This window comes from uncultured Sphingomonas sp., from assembly GCF_964250165.1.
Classification (GTDB): domain Bacteria; phylum Pseudomonadota; class Alphaproteobacteria; order Sphingomonadales; family Sphingomonadaceae; genus Sphingomonas.
The window spans coordinates 405-19,002 of the sequence record NZ_CAXUEK010000021.1; the positions used below are offsets into that span (position 1 = coordinate 405).

The 18,598-nt window shown below is 69.7% G+C and carries 19 protein-coding genes and 1 pseudogene (1 of these 20 running past the window's edge); 10 read left to right on the forward strand and 10 right to left on the reverse strand.

The window, feature by feature from the left end:
* Positions 1-80: pseudogene (locus ACFE64_RS06490) on the forward strand (cation diffusion facilitator family transporter) (its annotated part extends 404 nt beyond the left edge of the window); the annotation flags it as partial.
* A 15-nt stretch (positions 81-95) separates the two neighbouring features.
* Here ACFE64_RS06490 and ACFE64_RS06495 read toward each other — a convergent pair.
* Genes ACFE64_RS06495 through ACFE64_RS06505 form a run of 3 tightly spaced genes read right to left on the reverse strand, consistent with a single transcriptional unit; the run spans position 96 to position 2,104 of the window.
* On the reverse strand, positions 96-599 hold the full coding sequence (locus ACFE64_RS06495; RefSeq protein ID WP_375391644.1) for a hypothetical protein: 504 nt from the start codon (positions 597-599) through the stop codon (positions 96-98).
* Entirely contained in the window at positions 592-1,044 is a 453-nt protein-coding gene (locus tag ACFE64_RS06500; protein WP_375391645.1) for a hypothetical protein, read from the reverse strand. Before ACFE64_RS06500 ends, ACFE64_RS06495 begins: the two co-directional genes overlap by 8 nt.
* Before the next feature lie 49 nt (positions 1,045-1,093).
* On the reverse strand, positions 1,094-2,104 hold the full coding sequence (locus ACFE64_RS06505; protein WP_375391646.1) for a polyprenyl synthetase family protein: 1,011 nt from the start codon (positions 2,102-2,104) through the stop codon (positions 1,094-1,096).
* 88 nt (positions 2,105-2,192) lie between these two features.
* On the opposite strand from ACFE64_RS06505, the gene ACFE64_RS06510 reads away from it, so the two are divergent.
* The 4 genes from ACFE64_RS06510 to ppk2 all read left to right on the forward strand — a co-directional run bounded on the left by ACFE64_RS06510 (position 2,193) and on the right by ppk2 (position 6,210).
* Positions 2,193-2,471: a chorismate mutase gene (locus ACFE64_RS06510; RefSeq protein WP_375391647.1), complete on the forward strand. Its 279-nt coding sequence runs from the start codon at positions 2,193-2,195 to the stop codon at positions 2,469-2,471.
* On the forward strand, positions 2,452-3,237 hold the full coding sequence (locus tag ACFE64_RS06515) for a thymidylate kinase (RefSeq protein ID WP_375391648.1): 786 nt from the start codon (positions 2,452-2,454) through the stop codon (positions 3,235-3,237). Before ACFE64_RS06510 ends, ACFE64_RS06515 begins: the two co-directional genes overlap by 20 nt.
* Positions 3,238-3,308: 71 nt before the next feature.
* A complete protein-coding gene (locus ACFE64_RS06520; protein WP_375391649.1) occupies positions 3,309-5,456 on the forward strand; it encodes a penicillin acylase family protein in 2,148 nt (715 codons plus the stop codon).
* A gap of 1 nt (position 5,457) precedes the next feature.
* Positions 5,458-6,210, forward strand: coding sequence for a polyphosphate kinase 2 (gene ppk2 / locus ACFE64_RS06525; protein ID WP_375391650.1), 753 nt, complete (start codon positions 5,458-5,460; stop codon positions 6,208-6,210).
* 21 nt (positions 6,211-6,231) lie between these two features.
* On the opposite strand, the gene sthA is transcribed toward ppk2, so the two are convergent.
* The 4 genes from sthA to ACFE64_RS06545 form a co-directional block, all read right to left on the reverse strand.
* Complete coding sequence (gene sthA, locus ACFE64_RS06530; protein ID WP_375391651.1) at positions 6,232-7,653, reverse strand: Si-specific NAD(P)(+) transhydrogenase; 1,422 nt, start codon at positions 7,651-7,653, stop codon at positions 6,232-6,234.
* Between the two features lie 174 nt (positions 7,654-7,827).
* Entirely contained in the window at positions 7,828-8,571 is a 744-nt protein-coding gene (locus ACFE64_RS06535; RefSeq protein ID WP_375391652.1) for an SDR family NAD(P)-dependent oxidoreductase, read from the reverse strand.
* Between the two features lie 37 nt (positions 8,572-8,608).
* Positions 8,609-9,235: a peptidylprolyl isomerase gene (locus tag ACFE64_RS06540; RefSeq protein WP_375391653.1), complete on the reverse strand. Its 627-nt coding sequence runs from the start codon at positions 9,233-9,235 to the stop codon at positions 8,609-8,611.
* A 38-nt stretch (positions 9,236-9,273) separates the two neighbouring features.
* Entirely contained in the window at positions 9,274-10,596 is a 1,323-nt protein-coding gene (locus ACFE64_RS06545) for a spinster family MFS transporter (RefSeq protein ID WP_375391654.1), read from the reverse strand.
* A gap of 178 nt (positions 10,597-10,774) precedes the next feature.
* Between ACFE64_RS06545 and ACFE64_RS06550 the strand changes: the two genes are divergently transcribed.
* From ACFE64_RS06550 to ACFE64_RS06560, 3 genes are read left to right on the forward strand one after another with little or no spacing between them, the layout of a single operon-like run.
* Positions 10,775-11,929, forward strand: a complete 1,155-nt coding sequence (locus ACFE64_RS06550; RefSeq protein ID WP_375391655.1) for a thiolase domain-containing protein — start codon at positions 10,775-10,777, stop codon at positions 11,927-11,929.
* Positions 11,929-12,333, forward strand: a complete 405-nt coding sequence (locus tag ACFE64_RS06555; protein WP_375391656.1) for a Zn-ribbon domain-containing OB-fold protein — start codon at positions 11,929-11,931, stop codon at positions 12,331-12,333. Before ACFE64_RS06550 ends, ACFE64_RS06555 begins: the two co-directional genes overlap by 1 nt.
* Positions 12,333-13,658: an MFS transporter gene (locus ACFE64_RS06560; RefSeq protein WP_375391657.1), complete on the forward strand. Its 1,326-nt coding sequence runs from the start codon at positions 12,333-12,335 to the stop codon at positions 13,656-13,658. The genes ACFE64_RS06555 and ACFE64_RS06560 overlap by 1 nt, the downstream gene beginning before the upstream one ends.
* A 12-nt stretch (positions 13,659-13,670) precedes the next feature.
* Here ACFE64_RS06560 and ACFE64_RS06565 read toward each other — a convergent pair whose 3' ends face one another.
* Positions 13,671-14,447 (reverse strand): thioesterase family protein, encoded by a 777-nt coding sequence (locus tag ACFE64_RS06565; RefSeq protein ID WP_375391658.1) that lies wholly within the window; start codon positions 14,445-14,447, stop codon positions 13,671-13,673.
* Positions 14,448-14,549: 102 nt separating this feature from the next.
* Between ACFE64_RS06565 and ACFE64_RS06570 the strand changes: the two genes are divergently transcribed.
* A complete protein-coding gene (locus ACFE64_RS06570) occupies positions 14,550-15,773 on the forward strand; it encodes an MFS transporter (protein ID WP_375391659.1) in 1,224 nt (407 codons plus the stop codon).
* Between the two features lie 36 nt (positions 15,774-15,809).
* Here the strand turns inward: ACFE64_RS06570 and ACFE64_RS06575 are convergent, their stop codons facing one another.
* Entirely contained in the window at positions 15,810-16,712 is a 903-nt protein-coding gene (locus ACFE64_RS06575) for a prephenate dehydratase (protein WP_375391660.1), read from the reverse strand.
* A gap of 72 nt (positions 16,713-16,784) precedes the next feature.
* On the opposite strand from ACFE64_RS06575, the gene ACFE64_RS06580 reads away from it, so the two are divergent.
* Complete coding sequence (locus tag ACFE64_RS06580) at positions 16,785-17,570, forward strand: c-type cytochrome (RefSeq protein WP_375391661.1); 786 nt, start codon at positions 16,785-16,787, stop codon at positions 17,568-17,570.
* Between the two features lie 135 nt (positions 17,571-17,705).
* On the opposite strand, the gene ACFE64_RS06585 is transcribed toward ACFE64_RS06580, so the two are convergent.
* Positions 17,706-18,593 (reverse strand): TIGR00730 family Rossman fold protein, encoded by an 888-nt coding sequence (locus ACFE64_RS06585; RefSeq protein ID WP_375391662.1) that lies wholly within the window; start codon positions 18,591-18,593, stop codon positions 17,706-17,708.
* Between the last annotated feature and the right edge of the window lie 5 nt (positions 18,594-18,598).

Consider the following 18,598-nt stretch of genomic DNA (forward strand, 5'->3'; position numbering starts at 1 on the left):
ACCGGTTCGGGATCGGCCACGCGACCTTGCAGGTGGAGACTGACGCGGAATGCCGGTTGGAGGCGCGGGGGACGGTGTAGCTCGACAGAAGCCGGTCAGAGATTCTGTGTGTAGAAGTCCAGTCCTTGCAGAGTCTTGTAGAGGCGGCTGCGTCCGCCAGGGCCTTTGTAGCCGTGCGTTCGCCAATAATACAGGTTCGCGACGATCAGATCAGACGGTGGAAGCGTTTCGGTAGCGGCCGTTATCGCGTTCTGGACATGCTGGATGAAAATGGCTTGTTTAGGATAGGCCGTGTTGTTGGCGGTTCGAAGGATGTCGTAGACGTTTTGCATGAACGCCACTGGTAAATTGGGCGCTTGCGCAAAAGCGCCGAACTGACTTTTGATTTTAATAATGTCGGTCTCATCCCGGGCATGAGGCGCGCCGAACGGTCCTGGATGCCGAAGCCTGTTCTTCAGAACCTGGCGCATCAGCCTCATCGCCTCAAAGGACAGGGCCTGATTATAACCGGGAAAATACGGAGCGGGCGCTTCATGAAAGAGCACAAGCTCAATCAGGCCGACGGTCGTCGTCGCCGGTGACAGGGCGAGATCAGCCATGTCGCACCATCACGAACCGGTCGCCATGTGAGCGGCAGGCGCGAACAATCGCGTTGGCGAACGCGCGGGAGACGCCACGAACGCCCTTGACGTCTTTCCAATCAGGATAGACTTCGCTTTCCAAGTCGAAAGAGGCAGCGCCCCAATTGCTGGCACCATCGATCTGGCGCTCCGCCGTTGGCGTATAGGCCAGCACGGCGTGGCCCTCGCTCCAGATCACATAAGCGAGGCGATTGGTGGGCCGCTTATCCGGGGGAAGATCGCGATAATCGGCGACGACGACGCAGATGTGATTGATCCGTACCGTGCCACCTTCATCGACAAGCGACTGTATCTCCCGCTTCATCCCAGGGAAACCGTCGACGCTGCCGATTTTGTGCCATGTCGTGGCAAGCGCCGGTGCCGTGATAAACGACGTCAGCAACGCGATCGTGATTCTAAGCATCAGACTGCCTCCTTTCAGCAACCGTTGCCTCGGCCGATCGTCGACATCGTCAATAAGCCCGCGCCACCGCGAACTCCACTGCCTCGACCATCGCGTCCTTGGCCGGGCAGGCGGGGAACAGCCCCAGCGCATCGATCGCGCGCTGGCCGTAGTGGCGGGCGCGGGCCAACGTGTCGTCGAGCGCGCGGGTGGTGCGGATGCGGTCGGATGCTTCCGCCAGGTCGGTATCGGCGATGCGATGGCCGCCGATCGCCGCCTTCCAAAAGCTGCGCGCCTCGGCGTCGCCACGCGCATAGGCGAGGATCACGGGCAGCGTCATCTTGCCCTCGCGGAAATCGTCGCCGGCGTCCTTGCCCATCGTCGACGCGTCCGAGACATAGTCGATCGCGTCGTCCACCAACTGGAAAGCGATGCCGAGGTTGCGGCCATAGGCGGCCAGCGCCGCCTCCTCGCCCTCCGGCCGCTCGGCCACGACCGCGGCGATGCGGCAGGCGGCGGCGAACAGCGCGGCGGTCTTGGCGTCGATGATGTCGAGATAGCGGTCCTCGCCCAGATCGACGCGGCGGGCGGCGGTGAGCTGGTTCACCTCGCCCTCCGCGATGATCGCCGACGCGCCCGACAGAATCTTCAGCACCTTGAGGCTGCCGTCCTCCACCATCAGCTCGAACGAGCGCGAGAACAGGAAATCGCCGACGAGCACGCTCGCCGCATTGCCCCAGATGATGTTGGCGGTGCGCTTGCCCCGGCGCAGGTCCGAGCCATCGACCACGTCGTCATGGAGCAGCGTGGCGGTATGGATGAACTCCACCGCCGCGGCCAAGCGGTGATGGCGTGCGCCGGTATAGCCGACCAGCCGCGCGCTCGCGAGCGTCAGCATCGGCCGCATCCGCTTGCCGCCGCCCGCGATCAGGTGGCCGGCAAGCTCGGGGATCAGCGGGATTTCCGACTGCATGCGGTCGAGGATGACGGCGTTGACCTGGTTCAGGTCGCCCGCGACCAGCCGCACCATCGGCTCCAGCGTCGGCGCACGGGCGGGGGTGAGCTGGTGGACGGTCGCCATGGCGCGAGCCTTGGCGGGGCGCGGGCGGGGACGCAACCCTTGCCCGGCGCCGCGCGGGCCCGCATGAGGGTGCGCGGGAGAGAAGCTGATGTCCGACGACGTGCTCACCGGCTATCGCAAGAGCATCGACAATATCGACGCGGCGCTGGTCCACCTGCTCGCCGAGCGCTTCAAGGTGACGCAGGCGGTCGGCCGCTACAAGGCGCAGTCCGGGCTGCCGGCGGCCGATCCCGGGCGCGAGGAGCGGCAGATCGCGCGGCTGCGCCGGCTGGCGCAGGAGGCGGAGCTGGACCCGGAGTTCTCCGAGAAGTTCCTGCGCTTCATCATCGACGAAGTGATCCGCCATCATGAAGGGCTGCAACAATGACGCGCTCGCGCGCGATGGGAACGATGACGCGCTCGCGCGCGATCGGCGCATGAGCTTCCTGCTGGCGATCGAGGGTGGCGACGGCGCGGGCAAGGGAACGGCGGCCGCCGAGGTGGTGCGCCAACTGAACGCCGACGGCTGCAGCGCCACATTGCTCTCCTTCCCCCGCTATGCCGACACGGCAGGCGGCTGGGCGCTGGGCGAGTATCTCGCCGGCCGTCTGCCGAGGACCGTGGAGCCCCGCGCGGCGGCCATGCTCTACGCGCTCGATCGGCTGGAATCGTCCGATGCGCTACGCGCGGCGGCGGCGGCGCACGATGTCGTGGTGCTCGACCGCTACATCGCTTCCAACCTCGCCTATCAGGCCGCGAAGGCGCCCGCGGCCGAGGCGGCGGCGCTGATGGCGTGGATCTGGGCGCTGGAGACGCAGACCTTCGGGCTGCCCGCGCCCGACCTCAACGTCTTCCTCGCCACGCCGGTCGACATGGCCCGGCGGCAGATCGCGATGAAGCAGCGGCGCTCCTACACCGACCAGGCGTTCGACCTGAACGAAGCGAACCTGACGCTGCAGGCGCGGGTGCGCGACAATTACGCGGCCTTGGCCGCTACCGCGTGGACGGGCCGCTGGACGACGGTCCACACCGCGACGAACGGCGCGATGCGGACGCCAGCGGACATCGCGGCGGAGATTGTCCGTGCCGTCCCGCTCCCTCAAGGGGAGAGGGACCGGCGAGCGTCAGCGAGCCAGGGAGAGGGGGCGAAGTGAGCAGTCCACCGAGCCCTCTCCCTGCTCGGCTGCGCCGAGCCGTCCCTCTCCCCTCGAGGGAGAGGGACTGGATGCGCGCGCTCTCCCTGCCGGCCCTGCTGCTGCTCGGCGCGGCCCCCTCCCCCGATCTCGCCCGCTGGCGCGCCGAGGCGGCGCGCGTCGAGATCACGCGCGACGATTGGGGCATCGCCCATGTCCACGGCCGCGGCGACGCCGATGCGGTATTCGGCGCGATCTATGCGCAGGCGGAGGACGACTTTCCCCGCATCGAGCGCAACTACCTGACTGCGCTCGGCCGTACCGCGGAGGCGGACGGCGAGGCGGCGATCTGGCAGGACCTGCGGCAACGGCTGTGGGTCGATCCCGCCGCGCTGCAGCGGCAGTATCCGGCCGCGCCCGCATGGCTGAAGGCGCTCTGCACGGCCTGGGCGGATGGGCTGAATTACTATCTCGCCACGCACCCCGACGTCCACCCGCGGGTGCTGCAGCGATTCGAGCCATGGATGGCGCTTTCCTTCACCGAGGGCTCGATCGGCGGCGATATCGAGCGGGTGAACCTGAAGGCGCTCGCCGCCTTCTACGGCGGACAGGCAAGCGCCGCCGCGCTGGCCGAGGCGGCCCGGCGCGATGCGGAGCCGAAGGGGTCGAACGGCATCGCCATCGGTCCCAAGCTCAGCGCCAGCGGCCACCCGCTCCTGCTCATCAACCCGCACACCAGCTTCTTCTTCCGCTCCGAGCTGGAGATGCGCAGCGACGCCGGGCTGCACGCCTATGGCGCGAGCACCTGGGGGCAGTTCTTCCTCTACCAGGGCTTCAACGAGCGGCTTGGCTGGATGCACACGTCGAGCGGCGTCGATACGGTCGACGAGTTCGCCGAGACGCTGGCGGAGAGCCGCGTCGGTCCACAGGCCTATCGTCGCGGCGGCACGATCCTGCACGTCACGGCCAAGCCGATCACCATCGTGTATCGGACCGCGAACGGCGGCGCCGCGTCGCGCACCTTTACCGCGCTCTATTCCGTCCACGGCCCGATCACGCGCGCCGAGGGTGGCAAGTGGATCGCCACCGCGCTGATGTGGAAGCCGGTGCCGGCGCTGGAGCAGAGCTGGCTGCGCACCACCGCGCGCGATCAGGCCGGCTATCTCAAGGTTGCGGCGCTCCAGGCGAACTCCTCCAACAACACCGTCTATGCCGACGCGGACGGCCACATCGCGCTGCTCTTCCCGCAGTTCGTGCCGGCGCGCGACGACCGCCTGGATCGGCGCAAGCCGGTCGACGGCAGCGACCCGGCGGCGGACTGGCGCGGCCTCACCCCGCTGGCGAAGCTGCCGCAGGTGCGCGATCCCAGGGCCGGCTGGCTCTACAACTCCAACGACGCGCCGTGGCGCGCGGCCGGCGCGGACAGCCCGCGACAGGGCGACTTCCCGCGCTACATGGACCAGGCCGGCGACAATTTCCGCGGCGATCATGCGACGGCGCTGCTCGGCCGCGCGCGGGCGCTGACGCCGATGGGCTTGCGGGATATCGCCTACGATCGCGGGATGCCCATGTTCCTGCCGCTGATCGAGCGATTGCGCGACTGGTTCACGCAGCACCCCGACGAGGCGAAGCGGGTGACCGAGCCCTGGGGCCTGCTCACGCGCTGGGACGGGCGCTGGTCGACGGCATCGGAGGCGACGACGCTCGCCAATTACTGGGCGGTGGCGCTGGCCGATGCGGCGGCGCACGCGCCCGAGCTCGGCGGCAACGAGACCGATCGCATCCGCGCCATGCCCGCAGCCCTCGTCTTCGCGGCGCTGGAGCGCGGCGCGGCGGCGGAACAGGCGGCGTGGGGCAGCGTGCACGTGCCCTGGGGCCAGGTGAACTGCTTCCAGCGTAACGACGCCGCCATCGTCCAGCGCTTCGACGATGCCGGCCCCTGCACGCCGGTTCCCTTCGCCAGCGCGCGCTGGGGCAGCCTCGCCTCGTTCGGCGCGCAGCCCTATCCGGGCACGAGGCGGTGGTACGGCACCAGCGGCAACAGCTTCGTCGCCATCGTCGAGTTCGGCCCGCGCGTGCGCGCCTGGTCGGTGACCGCGGGCGGGGAGAACGGTCTTCCCGGTTCGCCGCACTTCGCCGACCAGGCAGGGCGCTATGCGGCCGGCGATCTCAAGCCCGTCTATTTCTGGCCCGACGAGCTCGCCGGCCATGTCGAACGCCGCTACCGGCCGGGAGAGTAGGATGAGCCATTACGCCGACGAACTGGCCGAGCTGCAGCTGGCGCTGGTCCATGCGCAGCAGGCGGCGCAGCACTCGGGCGAGCGCGCCGTGCTGGTGCTCGAGGGACGCGACGGCGCCGGCAAGGACGGGGCGATCAAGCGCATCGTCGAGCACCTTTCCCCACGCGCGACGCGGGTGGTGGCGCTGCCCAAGCCGTCCGACCGCGAGCGGACGCAATGGTATTTCCAGCGCTACGTGCCCCACCTGCCCGCGGCCGGCGAGCTCGTGATCTTCAACCGCTCCTGGTATAATCGCGCGGGCGTGGAGGTGGTGATGGGCTTTTCCACCGCCGCCGAGCAGGCGGAGTTCCTGCGCGACGCCCCTGATTTCGAACGGATGCTGGTGGAGAGCGGCATCCGGCTGGTGAAGGTCTGGCTCGATATCGGCAAGGACGAGCAGAAACAGCGGCTGGACGCCCGCCGCGCCGATCCGCTGAAGGCGCTCAAGGTCTCGGATCTCGACGCCGTGGCGCAGGACAAATGGGCCGAATACTCCGCCGCGCGCGACGCCATGCTGGCGCGGACCTCGACGCCGCTGGCGCCATGGATGTGCGTCGCCGCCGATCACAAGCACAAGGCGCGCATCGCCGTGCTGCGCCATCTGCTGCGTCAGATCGCGCCGGCGGCGATCGCGGCGGAGGTGAAAGACCCCGATCCGGACGTGCTGTTCGCATTCGAGACGGCGGCGACGACGGACGGGCGGCTCGCGCCATAATCCTCCCCGGGACGAGAAGGATTACTCCGCCGCGATCGCCAGCGGTGCGGCCTGGGTCATGCGGTTCCAGGCGTCGAGCGCGGCGATCTTGTACGCCTCGGCCAGCGTCGGATAGTTGAACGTGTTCTCGATGAAATAGTCGATGCCGCCTTTCAGGTTCAGCACCGCCTGGCCGATATGGATCAGCTCGGTCGCGCCCTCGCCGATGATGTGGACGCCGAGCAGGCGATGGGTGCGCAGCGAGAAGATCATCTTCATCATGCCGGTGTCGAGGCCCATGATGTGCCCGCGCGACGTCTCCCGGAACCGCGCCGTGCCGACCTCGTACGGAATGTGGCGGGCGCGCACCTCCTCTTCGGTCAGCCCCACCGTGCTGATCTCCGGCACCGCATAGATTCCGTACGGGAAGTGGCGCGGCGGCGGCGCGGGCTGGAGGCCGAAGGCGTGGCAGGCGGCGAGCCGGCCCTGCTCCAGGCTGGTCGAGGCGAGGCTCGGGAAGCCGATCACGTCGCCCGCGGCGTAAATGTGGGGCACCGCGGTCCGCATCGTCGCCGGCTCGACCGTGATGCGGCCGCGCGCATCCGTTTCGAGACCCGCGGCGGCGAGGTTCAGCCGCGCGGTCGCGCCCACCCGGCCGGCGGCGAACAGCAGCATGTCGCTCGCCACGCTGCGGCCGTCCGCGAAGTGGCAGACGGGGCGGCCGTTCTCGATGACGATCCGCTCGGCCGCGCTGCCCAGCCGCAGGCCCACATTGCGGTAGCGCAGTTCGTGCAGGAACTCGGCGACGATCTCGCAGTCGATAAAGTCGAGGATCGTCTCGCGCGGTTCGATCAGCGTCACCGCCACGTCGAGCGCGGAGAAGATCGTGGCGTATTCGACGCCGATCACGCCCGCGCCCACCACCGTCAGGCTGCGCGGCAGCCGCGGCAGCTCCAGCAGCTCGTCACCGTCGAACACCGTGCAGCCATCGAACGGCACGTCATCGGGGCGGAAGGGCTGCGTGCCGACCGCGATCAGCACGATGTCGGCGGTGACGTGCCGCCCCTCGCCGTCCGGAGTCGTCACCGCAATCGTGTGCGGGTCGACGAAGCTGCCCTCGCGCGCCAGCACCTGCACGCCGTTGCGGCCGAACTGATGCTCCAGCACTTCGACCTCGTGATCGAGCGTCTTGTGCAGCCGGCACATCAGGTCCGCGGCGGAAATGTCCTGCTTCACGCGATAGCCGCGGCCGTAGAAGCCGCGCTCGCGCCAGCCCGACAGGTTCAGCACCGTCTCGCGCAGCGTCTTGGACGGGATCGTGCCGGTATGGACCGAGACGCCGCCGAGGCGCCGCCCGCGCTCGACGACGAGCACCGACTTGCCGAGCTTCGCCGCCTGCACCGCCGCGCGGCGGCCGGATGGACCGGAGCCGAGAACGACGAGATCATGGTGCTGGGAAGCCATGCCGGCGGGCGTAGCGGAACGGGGTTAAGAGTCCCTCATTCCTCCCCGGGACGGGGAGGTGGCGCGCGCGAAGCGCGTGACGGAGGGGGGGCCGATCCGGGCGGTGCACGTAGGCCGGAGCCCCCTCCACCACCGCCTGCGGCGGTGGTCCCCCCGCCCCGTCCCGGGAAGGATTTAGCGCCGCGCCACGGCGAACCCGGCGAAGCTCTGGCTGACCGGCATCAGCTCCAGCGCGTTGATGTTGAGGTGCGGTGGCAGCGTCGCCACCCACCAGATCGTCTCGGCGATGTCCTCGCCCGTCATCGGCGCCGCGCCCGCATAGAGCGTGTCGGATGCATCCCGGCTGCCGGTGCGCACCGCGGTGAACTCCGTCTCGACCATGCCCGGCTCGATCGAGGTGACGCGCACGCCGGTGCCCGCGAGATCGGCGCGCAGGCCGAGCGAGAGCTGGCGCACGAACGCCTTGGTCGCGCCATAGACGTTGCCCCCCGCATAGGGGTAGGTCGCCGCCACGGAGGACAGGTTCACGATCGCGCCCCGCCGCGCGATCAGGCCGGGCAGCAGACGATGGGTAAGCGCGGCGAGCGCGACGACGTTGGTGTCGATCATCGTCGTCCAGTCGGCGAGCGTCGCTCCTTGCGCGGGCGCGGTGCCGAGCGCCAGGCCGGCATTGTTGAGCAGCAGGTCGATCGCGGCCCACTCGCCCGCCAGCCCGTCCATCGCCCCGTCGCGCGCCGCGGCGTCGCGGATGTCGAAGACGAGCGGGAGCAGCGCGTCCCGCCCCAGCTCGTGCGCGAGCGCGTCGAGCCGATCGGCCCGCCGCCCGGTCGCGACCACGCGCCAGCCGCCCGCGACGAAGCGCCGCGCGGCTGCCGCGCCGATGCCCGACGTCGCACCGGTGATGAGGACGGTCTTCATGGTCTTGCTCCGGCAAATCGGGGCGGCGCGGCCGCGCTCAAAGGCCGAGCGTCCACGGCTTGGGCCGGCCGCTGGGATGCGGCTGCCCGTCCAGTCGCTGCGCGCGCAGGATCCGGACGGGTCGGGCGAGCAGCTGCCCCTTCATCGCGCCCGAGCCGCCGCCGGCCGGCTCGGCGAGGATGCGCTTCACCACGTCCATGCCGGTCACCACGCGGCCGAACACGGCATAGCCCAGGCGCTTGCCGTGCGCATCCATGCTCGGGCTCGGCCCGACCAGGATCGAGAAATTGCCCGTCGCCGAATCGGGCTGGTCGAAGCGCGCCATCGTCACCGCGCCCGCGACGTGGCGCAGCCGTGTGCGGCTGGTCCGCTCCAGCGGCACCGGCGGCAGCGTGCGGCGCGGGTCCGTGCCGATGCCGCCCTCGATGAAGCCGCCGCTGGTCGGTCCTCTGGATTTCGCGGCGCGGTAGAAGGTCGTGCCGTCGAACCGGCCGTCATCGACATAGAGCAGGAAGTTGGCCGCCGTCCGCGGCGCATGCGCGCCGTCGACCGCGATCACGATCGGCCCGTCCGAGGTGACGATCCGCACCCGCACCACGCCCGCCGGCGGGGCGGGCGCGGCGGCGAGCAGGGCGAGAGCGGCAAGGGCGAATGCGGCGCGCATGGCGTCGCCTCTAGCCCGCCGGGCGAGACGGTGAAAGGTCAGGCCGGCCGGAAGAGCGTCATCTTCTCCACCGGAACGCGATCCGCCGCCTCGCGCTTCAGCAGCACCCCCGCGCGCCAATAATGATAGATCGGCCACGGCCCCAGGCAGACGACGCTGAGCAATGCGTAACGCAACGACTCCTCGCCGAACCGCGGTCGCAGCTGCTCGCTCAGGAACCCGATGAACGTCGGCCCGAGCCCGAGGCCGATCAGGTTGATGCACAGCAGCGTGATCGCCGCCCAGGAGGCGCGCAGCTGCAGCGGCGCACGCCCCTGCAGCAGGCCGAAGGTCGGACCGAGATAGCTGGTGACGAACAGCAGCGCGAACCAGTAGCCGCCGATCGCGAGATGGCTGTTCCGGGCCAGGAACAGCATGGCGTAGGGCAGCGTGCCGATCAGGTGCAGCCCGACGATCATCCAGGCCTGCGCATGCAGGCCGTAGCGGCGCGCCAGCCGGTTGGCAACCTGACCGCCGGTAAGCCCGGACACCGTCGAGATCACGAATGCGACCGGCGCGACGATGAAGATGATGTTGGTCAGCGTCAGGTGCTGCGATCGCTGGAGGTAGGACGGGCCGAACGCGCCTTGCGCATAGCCGATGCCCGAGATCAGCGTGACGCCGGCGACCAGGTGACGCGCGATCGGATCGCGCCACAGCGACTTGAACGCCTCGCCCATGCCCGGCTGCGTGGCATCGGCCGCGAGCGGCGTGGTTTCGGAGAGGCCGCGGCGCGGTTCCGTCAGGAACAGCTTGATGACGATCGCCAGCACCAGCCCCGGCGCGCCGACCGCGAACATCGCCGCGCGCCAGCCATAGGCATGACCGACCGCGCCGCCGATGAAGGTCCCGGCGAACGCCCCGAGCGTGATGCCCCAGGTGTAGATCGCCATCGCCCCGGCGCGCTGCTCGGGCGGATAGAGATCGGCGATGATCGAGTGGCTGGGCGGGCTCGACCCGGCCTCGCCGACGCCAACGCCGATCCGCGCGAGCAGCAGCTGGGTGAAGTTCGCCGCCAGGCCGCACGCGGCGGTCATGCCGCTCCATAATGCCAGCGCGATGGCGATGATGTTGACGCGGTTGCTGCGGTCGGCGAGCCAGGCGACCGGGATGCCGAGCCCCGCATAGAAGATCGCGAAGGCGAAGCCCTGCACCAGGCCCAGCTGCGTGTCGGTGAGGTGAAGGTCCTTGCGGATCAGCTCCTGGATGATCGCGAGGATCTGCCGGTCCATGTAGCTGCAGAAATAGGCGGCGGTGAGCAGCCCGAGCGTCAGGCTGCGGCGGCGCATGGCGCGGTCGGGATCGGTTGCGTCGCCCGCCATCAGCGTCGCGTCCCCGCGGCGACCCGCGATCCGGCGATGCCCATCGACCCACTCCTTCTTGCCACCGCCCGACGCCTGTTTTCCGCTGCGTCTCCCGACCGGTTAGAAGGTGCGGTATGGCGACGCGGCCGTCAAGCGGCTTGACGGGACCGCCCGCCATCGCCCAACAGACGCACCCATGACGATCCGCAATCAGGCCTATGTCGCCGGCGCGTGGGAGCACCCCACCCGCCACGCCCCCGACAAGTCGACGCCGCAACTCCACGCCGAATGCGCGGCCGGCGCGCTCGCGGACGCGGGGCTCAGCCTCGCCGATGTCGACGGCTATTTCTGCGCAGGCGACGCCCCCGGCTTCGGCGGCATGTCGATGACGGACTATATGGGCCTGAAGGTCCGGCACATCGATTCGAGCGAGACCGGCGGCTCGTCCTACATCCTCCACGTCAATCACGCGGCGCAGGCGATTGCCGCCGGCCATTGCTCGGTGGCGCTCGTCACGCTCGCCGGCCGCCCGCGCACCGAACCCTTCCGCGGCTTCCGGATGAACGCCCCGGAAACGGCTTTCGAAGGATGGGTCGGTGCCACGACGCACAACAGCTACGCCATGTGCGCGGCGCGCCACATGTACGAATACGGCACCACCTCCGAGCAGCTCGCCTGGATCAAGGTCGCCGCCTCGACCCATGCGCAGCATAACGAGCACGCGATGCTGCGCGACGTCGTGACGGTCGAGGATGTGCTGTCCTCGCCGATGATCTCCGATCCGCTGCACCGACTCGACTGCTGCGTGGTGTCGGACGGCGGCGGCGCGCTGATCGTCGTGGCGCCGGAGGTGGCGAAGTCGCTCAAGCGTCCGCTGGTCGCGGTGCGCGGCGCGGGCGAGGCGGTGAAAGGCCCGGCGGGGGGCGTGAACCTGGACCTCACGACATCGGCTGCCGCCCAGTCCGGCCCCGCCGCCTTCGCGGAGGCCGGGGTCACGCCCGCCGACATCAAATACGCCTCGATCTACGACAGCTTCACGATCACCGTGCTGATCCAGCTGGAGGATCTGGGCTTCTGCGCCAAGGGCGAGGGCGGCCGCTTCGTGGCGGACGGCAACCTGATCTCCGGCGCGGGCAAGCTGCCGTTCAACACCGATGGCGGCGGCCTGTGCAACAACCATCCCACCAACCGCGGCGGCATCACCAAGGTGATCGAGGCGGTTCGACAGCTGCGCGGCGAGGCGCACCCGGCCGTGCAGGTGCCCGACTGCGACCTGGCGGTCGCGACGGGGATCGGCGGCTCGCTCGGCGTCCGCCACGGCGCCGCCACCCTCATCATGGAGCGCCAGTGATGACCATGACCGCAGAGCGCAAGCTGCCCGCGCCGGAAGCGAACGCCGAGACCCAGGCGTTCTGGGACGCGGCGCGGGAAGGCAAGCTGATGCTCGGCTATTGCCGCGGCACCGGCCAGTATTTCTACTATCCGCGCGCGCTCAGCCCGTTCACGCTGACCGACGATGTGGAGCTGCGCGAGGCCGCGGGCACGGGCGCGGTCTACAGCTTCTCGACGATGCGGCGGGGGCAGAACACGCCCTACACGCTCGCCTACGTCACCCTGGACGAGGGCCCGGCGGTGCTGACCAACCTGGACGGCGACGTCGACACCTTCGCGATCGGTCAGCGCGTGCGCGTCAAGTTCGCGGCCACCGCCGAGGGTGAGCCGCCCGTTCCCATGTTCGCGCCCGATCAGGGCTGATGGCGGACGCCGGCGCGGAGACGCTCGCCGAACGCGAGGCGGAATATGACGCGTTCGTCGACCGTCATCTGCGCCGCAATTACATCGGCAATTTCATCCACGGGATGCTCGGGCTGACCGGCTTCCGGCTGATCTACGCGCCCACGTTCATTCCGAGCTACATCAACCGGCTGACCGGCTCGGACGCGCTGGTCGGGCTCGGCACCTCGCTGCTCCAGCTCGGCGCGGTGATCTCGCCGATCTTCTCGGCCTCGCGCTTCGAGAGCCAGCCGAAGCTGCTGCCCTACGCCATCCGCACCGGCACGATGATGCGGGTGATGATCCTGGCGCTGGCGATCGCCGGCTGGTTCATCACGGGCCGGCACATGCTGCTGATCGTCACGCTGACCTGCTTCTTCCTGCTCGGCACGTTCAACGGCATCCAGCGCGTCGCCTTCCAGATGTTGATGGCGAAGGTCATCCCGATCCGCCGACGCGGGCGGCTGCAGGCGTGGCGCAACATCACCGGCGGGCTGATCGCGGCGGGGCTGTCCTACCTCGCCGGGGTTTACCTGATCCAGCGCGACATCTGGGGCAACGGCTACGCCACCACCTTCTTCGTCGCCTTCGTGCTGACCAGCCTCGGGCTGACCGCCCTCAGGTTCATGCTGGTCGAGCCGACGCCGGTGCGCCTGCCGCCGGCGATGCGGTTCATGGATCGGGTGAGGACCTTTCCCGTGCTGCTGTCCGACCAGAGCTATCGCTGGTTCATCGCGGCGGAGGCGTTGTGTGTCGCGGCGCGGATCGCGCAACCTTTCTACATCCTTTATGCCGGCCACGAGCTGCACCAGACCGGATCGGGCAAGCTGATCGGCGAGCTCAGCCTCGCCTTTCTGGGCGCTGACACCGCCTCCAACCTGCTGTGGGGCAATATCGGCGACCGCACCGGCTATCGGCTGACCTTCCTCGGCTCGACCGGCGTCTGGGCGGCCGGCATCGCGCTGCTGCTGTTCGTCCACCAGCCCTGGGCGGTGGTGCTGGCGTTTTGCGGGCTCGGCGCGGGCAATGCCGGCTATATGATGAGCCAGCAGACGATGGTGCTGGAGTTCGGCGAGCGCACCGACGTGGCGATGCGCCTCGCGCTGTCGACCACGATCGAGGGGCTGATCTCCTTCATCGGGCCGCTGATCGGCGGCCTCGTCGCGACCACGCTCGGCTACCCGGTGCTGATGAGTGCGGCGCTGGCCTTTCTCGGCGCATCGTTCCTGCTGATCCTGACCAAGGTCACCGAGCCCCGCCACCGCATCGCGCCGGTGATCGGCGATTCGGTCGGCGACACCGACTGAGCGCGTCGCGGCTCAGCGCGGCCGGAGCACCTGTTTCTGCGCCAGCGCGACGCACGAGGCGAAGCCGATCGGCCCCTGCTCGTCATAGAGCCGGCACGTCCCCGCCGCGATCCCGGCGTCCGCGTCGTGGTAGCTGGTCTCGAAGCCGATCCACTCGCCGGCGGGCAGGCGGTGCAGCATGAGCGCGACATCGGTGTTGATATAGCCCAGCCCCGCATCCCCGCTGTGCGCCCAGGGGCTGACGAAGTCGGCCATCGCGGCGACGCGCTGGTACGGGGTCGGCGCGAGCCCCGCGACCATCGGCCGCACCTCCTTCAGCCACGCGCGCCGCTGCCCCGCCTCGCCGAACGCCCCCGCGAAGGGGCGCACGATCCACGGCATCGGCCCATCGCGCAGCCGATCGGGCACGTCGTCGGGCGACGGCGCGTCCCACGGCTCGGGTTTCCATACCGCGCCCGGCGCGTTCTCGTCGGCGGCGAGGAACTGGCACGTCGCGCGGGCCATGTCGCGGTCGCCGGACACGAAGGTCGCGTCCACCACGCGGATGCGCCGCCCCTCGCGCACCACCCGCGTTTCGACCGTCACCGGATCGAAGCCGGGCAGGCGATAGAGATCGACGGTCAGGCGCGCCGGCAGCCATCCCGCGCCGCCATGCCGCCGTTCCAGCTCGCAGCCCAGCAGCCCCGCGACGACGCGGCCGTTGAGCGACTGCGGGTCCCACGGCCCGCGCGCGATCGGATTGGGCAGGAAGCGCTCGCCGTCCTGCTCGAAAAAGGCTTGTTCGGTCATCTTGCCCTGATGCCGCCCGATCCGCCCGAAGTCGAGAAATGCTGTGCGGGTTCGAGGCAAATGCTTCTCGACTAGACGGTATGCCAACGGCAGGAGACATCCATGACCACCCAGCGCTCCTCGACGCTCGCCGCCGCCAGCCTGGTCGCCGTCATGTTCATCAACATGCTGGGTTTCGGCATCGTCATCCCGCTGCTGCCCTTCTACGGCCAGTCGCTGCATGCCGCGCCGTGGCAGATCGCGCTCATCTTCTCCGCCTTCGCGATGGGCGGCTTCTTCGGCGAGCCGTTCTGGGGGCGGTTGTCGGATCGCTATGGGCGCAAGCCGCTGCTGCTCTCCACCGTCACCGGCACGATGTGCTGCTATCTCGCGCTCGCCTTCGCGCCGAACGTGACGATCGCCTTCCTGATCCGCTTCTTCGGCGGCATGGCGAGCGGCAACGGCGCGGTGATGCAGGGCTATATCGCGGACGTCACCCCGGGTGAGAAGCGCACGCGGCGGCTCGCCTGGATCGGGGCGGCGGCCAGCCTGGGGCTGGTGGTCGGGCCGTCGATCGGCGGCGTGTTCGCGCGCACCCATGTCGGGCCGGCCGGGTTCCGCATCCCGCTGCTGATCGCCGCCGCGCTGTCGGCGACCTGCCTCCTGTCGCTCATGCTGTTCATCCGCGAGCCGGACGTCGCCGACCGGCGGCTCCATCCCGCCGGGCCGAGCCGCTGGAAGGCGTTCGGCGAGGTCTCGCGGCACCCCGTGATCGGGCGGCTGATGCTGGTGACGTTCCTGGTCGGCTTCGCCTTCACCGGCATTGAATCGGTCTTCGGCCTGTGGGGCGAGGCGCGGTTCGGCTGGGGGCCCAAGCAGGTCGGCTGGTGCTTCGCCATCGCCGGCGCGGTGTCGGGCTTCACCCAGTTCTTCGTGACGGGGCCGCTGTCCGAGCGGTTCGGCGAGGCCAAGGTGCTCGCGGTCGGCATGGCGCTGACCGCGATCGGCGTCTCGCTGCAGACACAGTCGACGGGGCTGCCGATGACCACCGCGCTGATGGCGCTGACCGCGCTCGGCCAGTCGGTCAGTTGGCCCAATGTCGGCGCGCTCATCTCGCGCAATGCCGATCCGACGCGGCAGGGACAGATTCTGGGGCTGAACAACGCCTGCGGGGCGTTCGCGCGCTTCGCCGGTCCGCTCTCGGCGGGGCTCGCCTTCGCGCATATCAGCCACAACGCGCCTTTCGTGCAGGCGGCGATCGTGGTCGCGCCCGCGATTCTGCTGGCGCTGAGCGCGGTGGGGCGGGTGCGCGAAACCGAGGACAGCCCAGTTCCCACTCGGTCCTGAGTTCGGTCGCGACCCTTTAGCAGCCGCGCGGGCAGCCTAGCCCCGCTCGCGCGCGCGCCGATACGTGCCCAGCACCCGCACCCATTTGCCGTGGAAGCCCAGCTCGTCCAGCGCGCGATCGAGCCCCGGATCGCCCGGCCGCCCCTCGACATCGGCGTAGAACTCGGTCGCCGAGAAGCTGCCGCCGTGCTGATAACTCTCCAGCTTGGTCATGTTGACGCCGTTGGTCGCGAAGCCGCCCAGCGCCTTGTAGAGCGCCGCGGGCACGTTCCTCACCTCGAAGATCAACGTCGTCATCCACGGCCCCTCCCCCACCGGCCGCGGCCCGCCGCGCGCCAGCACCACGAAGCGCGTGGTGTTGTGCTCCGCGTCAGCGATATCGCTAGCGAGCACGTCCAGCCCATAGAGCGCCGCAGCGCCGGGCGGCGCGAGCGCCGCGGCGCCCGGATCGCCGCGCTCCGCGACCAGCGCCGCGGCGCCGGCGGTGTCGGGATAGCTCACCGGGCGCATCCCGTGCGCCTTCAGCCAATGCCGGCACTGGCCGAGCGCCTGCGGATGGCTGATCGCCTCCGTCACGCCGTCCAGCGGCGCGCCGTTCCTGGACAGGCCCATCAGCGCGTAGCGGATCGGCAGGAAGTGCTCGCCGGTGATGACCAGCCCCGATTCGGGCAGCAGGAAGTGGATATCGGCAACGCGACCGTGCAGCGAGTTCTCGATCGGGATCAGCGCGCAGTCGGCGCGACCTTCCTTCACCGCATCGATCGCGTCGGCGAAGTCGAAGCAGGGCAGCGGCAGCCCGTCCGGGAACGCCTCCGTGACAGCGACATGGCTGTTGGCCCCCGGCGCGCCCTGGAAGGCGACCGCGCGTCCAGGCGCGGCGGCGGCAGCCTCGGTCATCGCGGCGACCAGCGCGCGGGCGGGGGCGGGGAAGCTTTCCATCGTGCATCGCCCGTTACGGCGGGCTCGTGCGGCTTGCTAGGGCAGCGGGGCTTTTCTAAGGGCAGGAACGACTTGGCTTCGGGACTGCTGACGCGCATGGACAACAAGACCAACACCATCGCTGGCTGGACGCTGGCGGCGCTCGGCACGGCGCTGGGCCTGTCGATCGTGGGCGGCATGGTGTTCCGGACGGAGGCGCCGGAGAAGGCGGGCTATCCGGTGGAGGCGATGGCGGAAGCCGGCGGCGCGGCCGCGGTGGCCGAGGTGCCGATCGCGGCGCTGCTGCCGACCGCCGATGCCGCCAAGGGCGCCGAAGTGTTCAAGAAATGCGGGGCCTGCCACACCGTCAACCAGGGCGGCGCGAACGGCGTCGGCCCGAACCTGTATGCGGTGGTCGGCGACGCGATCGCGCAGGGCCGCGCCGGCTATGACTTCTCGGGGGCGCTGAAGGGCGTTGGCGGAAAGTGGGACTTCGACAAGCTCAACGCCTGGCTCACGTCGCCCCGCAAGTTCGCCGACGGCACCAAGATGACTTTCGCCGGCCTGTCCAACGAGCAGGATCGCGCCAACGTCATCGTCTATCTGAACAGCCAGGGCTCGAACCTGCCGCTGCCCCCGCCACCGCTGGCCGGTGCAGCCGCGGCGGGCAAGGACGCGGCCGCCGGTGGCAACGCGCCCGGTGGCGCTAAGGGCGGTGCCGGCAGGGGCGCGGCGCCGGGCGCCACCTCCGCCGTCAACGCCGTCGCGACCGATCGGCGCGCCGACACTGGCTCGATCGCCAACACCGGCACGCCCGCCTCGGGTGCACCGTCGGTCGACCCCGCCGCGGCGACGCAGGGAGCGAAGGTCGGCCGCTGAGCGGTAGCCGGCGACGACCGGCTGACTCGCTCAAGGCCGGCCGGCGGGTGGGCGCAGCAAAGCCGTGTCGTCGGTCGTCGCTGCGCTACGCCGGCCGGTCTTGCGCGAGTCGGGCGGACGTGGCCGCCTGCCGCGCTATGACGGCGGCGACGGCTCGGCCCTGGCCCGCTCCTCGTAGAAGCTGCGCACCACCTCCCACGCCTCCTCCGCCGTCTCCACGAACGTGAAGATGGCGAGATCGCGCTCGGAGATCACGCCTTCCTCGACCAGCGCGGGAAAGTTCACCACGCGCTCCCAGAACTCGCGCCCAAACAGCAGCACCGGGATAGGCTGGATCTTGCCCGTCTGAATCAGCGTCAGCAGTTCGAAGAGCTCGTCGAACGTGCCGAAACCGCCGGGAAACGCGGCCAGCGCGCGCGCGTGGAGCAGGAAATGCATCTTCCTGAGCGCAAAATAATGGAACTGGAGCGACAGCGACGGCGTGACATAGGGGTTGGGCGCCTGCTCGTGCGGCAGGACGATGTTGAGCCCCACCGACTCCGCGCCGACGTCCGCGGCGCCGCGGTTCGCCGCCTCCATGATCGACGGGCCGCCGCCCGAGCACACGACGAAGTGACGCATCCCGCGCTCGTCGCGGGGCAGGCGGCTGGTGATCCGCGCCAGCTCGCGCGCGATCTCGTAATATTTGCTCTTCGCGACCAGCCGCTCGGCGAGGCGGCGGCCCGGCTCGTCGGTCGCCATGTCGAGCATCGCCTGCGCCTTGTCGGGCTCGGGAATGCGTGCCGAGCCGTAGAAGACGAAGGTCGACGCGATTTTCGCCTCCTCCATCACCAGCTGCGCCTTGAGCAGCTCGAGCTGGAAGCGGACGGGACGCAGGTCCTCGCGCAGCAGGAAATCCATGTCCTGGAACGCGAGGCGGTAGGCAGGATGTTCGGTCTGCGGCGTCGAGATCGCCGATTTGGCGCTCTCGGCATCCTGCTTGGCGCGCGGGAAAACGCGGGAGGGAACGCGGGTGTCTGTCATCCCAG